The 6,661-nt window shown below is 42.7% G+C and carries 6 protein-coding genes; 1 reads left to right on the forward strand and 5 read right to left on the reverse strand.

Annotated elements, in window-relative coordinates; translation table 11 throughout:
* Positions 1–94: 94 nt before the first annotated feature.
* Genes ABFQ95_06950 through mraZ form a run of 4 tightly spaced genes read right to left on the reverse strand, consistent with a single transcriptional unit; the run spans position 95 to position 3,598 of the window.
* On the reverse strand, positions 95–1,804 hold the full coding sequence (locus ABFQ95_06950; protein ID MEN8237258.1) for a penicillin-binding protein 2: 1,710 nt from the start codon (positions 1,802–1,804) through the stop codon (positions 95–97).
* A gap of 12 nt (positions 1,805–1,816) precedes the next feature.
* Positions 1,817–2,167 carry a hypothetical protein gene (locus ABFQ95_06955; GenBank protein ID MEN8237259.1) on the reverse strand — a complete coding sequence of 117 codons (351 nt, stop codon included), beginning with the start codon at positions 2,165–2,167 and terminating at the stop codon, positions 1,817–1,819.
* Positions 2,164–3,120 (reverse strand): 16S rRNA (cytosine(1402)-N(4))-methyltransferase RsmH, encoded by a 957-nt coding sequence (gene rsmH / locus ABFQ95_06960; GenBank protein MEN8237260.1) that lies wholly within the window; start codon positions 3,118–3,120, stop codon positions 2,164–2,166. Before rsmH ends, ABFQ95_06955 begins: the two co-directional genes overlap by 4 nt.
* 1 nt (position 3,121) lies before the next feature.
* Positions 3,122–3,598, reverse strand: coding sequence for a division/cell wall cluster transcriptional repressor MraZ (mraZ, locus tag ABFQ95_06965; GenBank protein MEN8237261.1), 477 nt, complete (start codon positions 3,596–3,598; stop codon positions 3,122–3,124).
* Positions 3,599–4,005: 407 nt separating this feature from the next.
* On the opposite strand from mraZ, the gene ABFQ95_06970 reads away from it, so the two are divergent.
* A complete protein-coding gene (locus tag ABFQ95_06970) occupies positions 4,006–5,439 on the forward strand; it encodes an ATP-binding protein (protein MEN8237262.1) in 1,434 nt (477 codons plus the stop codon).
* 566 nt (positions 5,440–6,005) lie between these two features.
* On the opposite strand, the gene ABFQ95_06975 is transcribed toward ABFQ95_06970, so the two are convergent.
* The coding region (locus tag ABFQ95_06975; protein MEN8237263.1) for an ATPase at positions 6,006–6,661 on the reverse strand (656 nt) is incomplete at its 5' end.

The raw sequence follows: 6,661 nt of genomic DNA on the forward strand, positions 1-6,661 counted from the left end.
GCGGATAATAATTTCTTGTTGCTCTTTGGCACTGGTCATCCCGGATTATATATAAGATTTTAATTAAATTGTCAACTTTATTTCTCCAGCCTTCCTAAGACAACCGCTGCTTTGCGAGCCAACGCTTTACCAACGGTCCCTCTTTCTCTTGCTCCACATGATCTGGCTCAAGACCAAGAATTGTCACTATGCGCTGGATAATCCGGCCGGTTACGGGCGCAGCGTTCCAACCCGCCGCATTGAAATTAAACGTGGCTTTGCTGCCCTTTGGATTATCTAATCTAACGTATACAGCATAGCGAGGAACTTCGGGAAAGACTCCCACAAAAGCAGTATTCACATCTTTCTTTTGGTAGCCCCGTCCCCTGGCTCTTCGGGCATTGGCTGTTCCGCTTTTACCATAAACGACAATTCCAGGTACCTTTGCTTTGCGCCCTGTCCCCTCTTCGACCATGCGCCGCATTAAAGCGCGCATGTGCTTTGCTGTATGCGGGGAAACCAATGGAAATACCGGCTGAGTTCCTACTTTTTCCAACAAAAGAGTTGGTTGTGGCACAGCTCCGTCATCCCGCAAAACTCCGCTAATAGCACAGATGATCTGCAACGGCGACACCGCTAAGCCATACCCATAAGAGACAGTTATGCGGCGAATCTCAGGCCACTTTTTTGGAACAATCGGTGCGCCTACCTCAGGAATTTCAAACGCAGGCTGAGTAAACAACCCAGACTTTTTTAAAAAACCAACATGGGCTTGCTCGCCCATTTTTAAGGCTAATTTAGCTGTACCAATATTAGAAGAATACATAAAAATCTCTGCTACATCCATAACACGATTCTTACCGCGATAATCCGTCACAGTAAATCGCCCGATCTTAATCGGTTTGCTGGCATCGAATTTGCTATCTATAGTCACGCGCCCCGAATCCAGGGCCATTGCGATGGTTAACACTTTCATGGTCGATCCCATTTCATATACCCCAGAGGTATTACAGTTGAAAAGCGCTTGGCGATTTCTTGGCGCGCGCCTATTGGGATCAAAATCCGGCAATGACACCATTGCCAGCACCGCACCGGTGCGAATGTCCATCACCATGGCACTGCCACCACGTGCTGAAAACTCTTGCATACCTTTTTGTATCTCATCATGCAAAATGTGCTGTAATCGAAGGTCCAGTGTAGTATGAACTGCACCTTTATTGTCCTGAAGTCTGGAATTTAGACCTTTTTCTAAACCTGAAATCCCCTGATCATCAATGTCAACCATCCCCACTACGTGCGAGGTCAAAGCGCCCAAAGGATACACCCGACGCTGATCCGGCATGAAACTCACCCCCGGAACCCCCAAACGCAGCACATCCGCTTGCTGACGAGGCGTCAGGTGACGCTCCAGCCAGACAAAACCTTTAGCTGATTTCAATCGCTTCAACAGTCGAGCTGCATTAATATCAGGCAAAACCTGACGCAGTTTCTTGACTGTTTCTTGGTTATCTAACACCATCTTTGGCGTTGCATAAAGCGATGAGGTCAAAATGCTGGTAGCCAAAATTTGACCATGGCGATCCAACAGATCGCCCCGCCCCAACTGAAAATCCCGAGCTCGATCTCTTGCTGCCAGACACAATTCACTACCCTCTTGCAACAAAGCCACATCCCCTAAGCGCAAGACAACTGCTAGAAAACATAGTCCAAAGACACCTGCTATCACAAACATGCGCCGCCGAGCAGTGGTAAGCGCCTGACCAAGGCTGATAAAATTTGATTTTAACGAGCGATGTGGCAGAGGGGGCGGTAGCGGATCAGGCATGGCAAATAAGTGTTACTGCACCAGTGTCACGGCCATCTGATTTTGACACAACATCGTCTCACAGCTTTCTAGTAAATCTGGCTTTGATACCGGCCTTAAAGCTTGTACCGCAACCAACTGCATTGGACGCGCTGGTTTTAGGTTCAAATGATGCAGTGCAAGCTTTTGTAAACGCTTTGGCTCATTTAGATAAGCCCACTCTGCATGCAACAAATGCACCGACTCTTTTGCATGATAAATCTGTCGTTGCATTTGCAACAACGAGCTTTCAAGAGCAAGCACCTGATACTTGATATAGAAGATAGAACCACCAAGGCCTAAGATACATACCAAAGCAAATCCACTTATGCATTTCTTGATCATGACTCCCATCCTATCTTATTGTTGATGCGCATTGCCGCTCGCAAGCGCGCAGACCGCGCTCGTGGATTGGCAGCAATTTCAGCATCTGTTGGACGTTTCGCCCGAGCCCACAACAACTTAAACGTTGGCTCTGGAAGTTGCTGAGGTGGTGGCAAATGTCGGTAGCCTCCCCCAGATTTAGCACTTTTTTCTTTTAAAAAAGTCTTCACGCGACGATCTTCCAATGAATGAAATGCCACCACAGCCAAGCGCCCATTCTGCGCTAACAAAGCTTCACTGGCCTGCAAACCTGCTTCCAGTTCTTGCAATTCTTCGTTAACGTACAACCGCAAGGCTTGAAAGGTCCGCGTGGCGGGGTGAATTTTGCCAGCTGCTGGTACACAGCTGCACACTATCTCCGCCAACTGTACTGTTCTAGTAATTGGTTGTACTTTTCTAGCTTGCACAATGGCTTTAGCAATCCGCCTAGAAAAACGTTCTTCACCGTATTCCCAGATGATTCTGGTTAACTCCGCTTCATCAATAGAATTGACGATATCAGCAGCAGTTGCACCCGCATCTCCCATCCGCATGTCCAAGGGTCCGTCGATTCGAAACGAAAAGCCCCGTTCGGCTTGCTCTAATTGCGGCGAAGACACGCCTAAGTCCAAGGCAATCCCATCGACTTGAGTGATGTCACGTTGCGCCAAGAGCTCAATCATTTCGGAAAATCGCCCTTTGAGCATATGAAACTTACCGGGCCAGCTTTGCATCAACTCTTGTCCTGCAACTACGGCCTCTAGATCACGATCAATACCCCACACCTGGCAATCAGCCGCTTCAAGAATACCGCGACTGTACCCACCCCTGCCAAAGGTCCCATCAACATAAATACCACCATCATGGGGAGCCAAGGCTGCTAGCACTTCAGTGAGCATTACGGGAGCGTGCACGAGTTTGGACCCATCCTCCATCTCAACCAACCTCCTTTTCGGCAGCGCTACCAGCTTTCAAACGTATTGTGGTTTTTTGTTGCCGCACTCGCTCACGGGCTTGTTGTTGCATCGCTTCAAACGCTGCTGGTTGCCAGATTTGAAAGGTAGCCCCACGGCCAACAAAAGCTGCTGCATCTGTGATTTCTGCATGCTCACGCAGGCTTTGCGGCAAGGTAATCCGTCCATCTCCATCCAAAGACAACTGAATGGAATCAGCAAAAATAGTGGCAGTCAGATCATCCTGGGCATCAGAAAAAGAGTCTAGATCATCCACGCTTTCACTTAAGCGTTGCATGCGTGAGAGACCACAGGCTTCAATGGCATTGTATTTATAAGAACGAAAGGTCACGATTCCTTGAAAGGACTCTGGGGCCAAGGCAGCACGAAACGTCGCCGGCACAGAAATCCGTCCTTTCTTGTCAATCTTGTTCACAAAAGTTGATAAAAACAACGCCATGGCGACTTTTGTCCTTTCGTGCCCTTTGTTAGAAATTTTTCACACATATGCACAGTGTTATTGCACAGTGTTATTGCATAGTGTTATTCACACCTTGCATATATGGGATAACATGGGATTTCATGGGAGTCAATGGGATTAGATGGGACAATCATCCACAAAGTTATCCACAGGTTACCCGTAACCGTCAGCTATCAGTACTACAAATCGAGAAAAAACAATTTGTAGTACAAAATTTCTCTTAAAATCTGGTGCTGTAAATCGGTTTTTCTCGATTTGCAGTACAAAATTGATATCAAAATTTTGTACTGCAAATCGTTTTTTCTCGATTTATAGTACAAAAATAGTTTACAGTACAAAAATCTAGTGATAAGATGGTATTAGTTATCAAAGGAAGGGCAACATGAATGTTTATAGGTAGACAAAAAGAGCTCGAAAATTTAAACCGATTTTTGCAAAAAAAAACAGCCTCACTCATTGTAGTCAAAGGAAGAAGGCGCATTGGTAAAAGTCGGTTAATCGAAGAGTTTGCCAGCCCCTTCAAATTCTATTCGTTTACTGGAATTCCTCCAACCCCTCATACAACAGCCCAAACCCAGAGAGATGAGTTTGCCTTACAGTTAGGGCAACATATGAAACTTCCTGGTATTAAGTCTGATGATTGGAACACTCTGTTTTTGCTTCTTGCCCAAAAAACAAAACATGGTCGCACAATAATACTGTTTGATGAAATTTCTTGGATGGGATCAAAGGACCCAGATTTTCTTGGGAAACTGAAGACAACCTGGGATATGCATTTCAAAAAAAATGATCAACTCATTTTTGTTATTTGTGGCTCTGCATCATCATGGATCGAAAAAAATATTCTCAGTAGCACAGGATTTCTAGGACGAATATCCTATACCTTGACGCTTAGAGAACTTCCCATACAAGACTGCAATCTATTCTGGCCAAAAAAGGCAAAGGTTTCTGCCTTTGAAAAGTTTAAGATTTTAGCAGTAACAGGTGGAGTCCCAAGATATTTAGAGGAAATCGACACCACGGTAACAGCGGAAGACAATATTAAAAGAATGTGCTTTTCTGAAGGTGGGTTACTCGTAAATGAATTTAACAATATTTTTTCAGATTTATTTTTACATAACAGTGCAATGTATAAAAAAATAGTAAAGTCACTGGTAAAAGGAAGCAAGGAAATTAAAGAAATATGTAAAGATCTAAAAATACAGCAAAGTGGTAGAATGAGTGAATATTTAAACGAACTTGAACTTGCAGGATTCGTTGTACGAGATTATGCTTGGAACCTTTTATCCGGTATTGACTCAAAATCAAGTAAATACCGATTAAGTGATAATTACGTAAGATTTTATATAAAATATGTCAATAAGCATCTAACAAAAATTCAAAGGGGACATTTCACTCCCCCTTCCCTTACAAGCCTTCAAGGATGGGAATCTATTATGGGCTTACAATTTGAAAATTTCGTCATCAATAATGCACCATTTATCTATGAGGCACTAAATTTAAGACAAGAGGAAATTGTTGCTGCCAATCCATATTTTCAACGCAAAACCCTAATCCAAAAGGGCTGTCAAATTGATTATATGATTCAAACTAAGTTTGGAACCATCTATCTATGCGAAATCAAATTTTCAAAAAACCATATTTCCTCAAACGTTATCACAGAAGTCCAGAAAAAAGTTGAGGCAATAAAAACCCCAAAGGCTTTTTCTATAAGGCCTGTGCTAATCCATGTCAACGGCGTGAGTAACCACCTAGTGGAAGCAGAATATTTTGCAAATATCATCGATTTTTCAAAAATATTACACAGGGCCGTTCAGTAAAAATATGCTACACTCGTGGCTCGAATCAAACTGTTGAGTTTTATGGTAACGAAAAGCGCGCAGTTTACTTTTGTAACAGTTTGATTCAGCTTCAGTATACTCAAAAATTGGCTCTTTTGCGTTTTGAGTGGGTAAGCTGAATTTTAGGTAGGCGAACAGCGTAGTTTCAGTTGGTAAAAATCCAAATTTCCAGCAAGTAAATAAACCATCGTTTTAAACGATTTATTCTTATACCCTTTTGCTTTTCTTTTTGTTACTTGTTTGTTGCAGTTCAGCGATAATTAGAATTACCTATCGCATTGCCTCATAAATAATCTAACTACTTAGGCCCTGTTGCCTCATATAAAATCGTACTTCTTAGCAGCTAAAAACCAAGAGCTTAAGGAGTGTACAATGGCATCAAAATTGTTCGTGCGTATATTCGTGAAGCCAACCTAGAGGGCAGCCACATTACCCTAGAAACCATAAGAGATTATCTCAATGAGAGTTCTGCTGACTAAAGTGCAACCTAAAGTGAACCCCTGGCATCAGGCCGGCAGAGAGCTAACCAGCACGCATATCACCAATTAATAAAATTTTTGGTTTTCCAATAACTCGCCGAAATCAATTATTTTGAAAAAATAATTACTATCTTCCACTTTATCACTGACGCCGTTAACATGAATCAATACTGGCCAACAGGAAAACCCTTTTGGTAATTGCAGGTTCGTTAATTTTTGTTCCATCTCTTCTATGATACCTATGCCAATTTCTCTGCTCGAAAATTTGATTTCGCAGGCAAATAAATTATTCAGTTTGGTTTGGATAATATAATCAATTTGGCATCCCTGATGTGTGGCCGTTGCACGTTGGAAATAGGGGTTGTCGATTACCATATCTTCGATTGAAACTCCTAACAATTTACGAATATGGACACGATTGTGCAAAACAAGATTTTGAAACTGCAATCCAAGAATTGCAGTCCACGCATTAAGATTATTTAGAGATTTTTCTTGAAAGCTTCTCTGCTCAATCAGGGGTAAATTTTTTTCAATGTACTTAAGATAAAATCGTAAATAATTATCGCTGAGCCTAAATTTGCTCAACAAAGATGGCTCCCCCTTTTTAAAGTGCCAGGTAAAATCTCTTGCCACAAAATTTGTTTGCACAAGGTCATTGAGATATCCACTGATGAGGCCCGTTCTATTGACCCCGAGTTTTTCGCATATTGACTTGATACTTC

The organism is Pseudomonadota bacterium (genome assembly GCA_039714795.1).
Lineage (GTDB): Bacteria > Pseudomonadota > Alphaproteobacteria > JAGOMX01 > JAGOMX01 > JBDLIP01.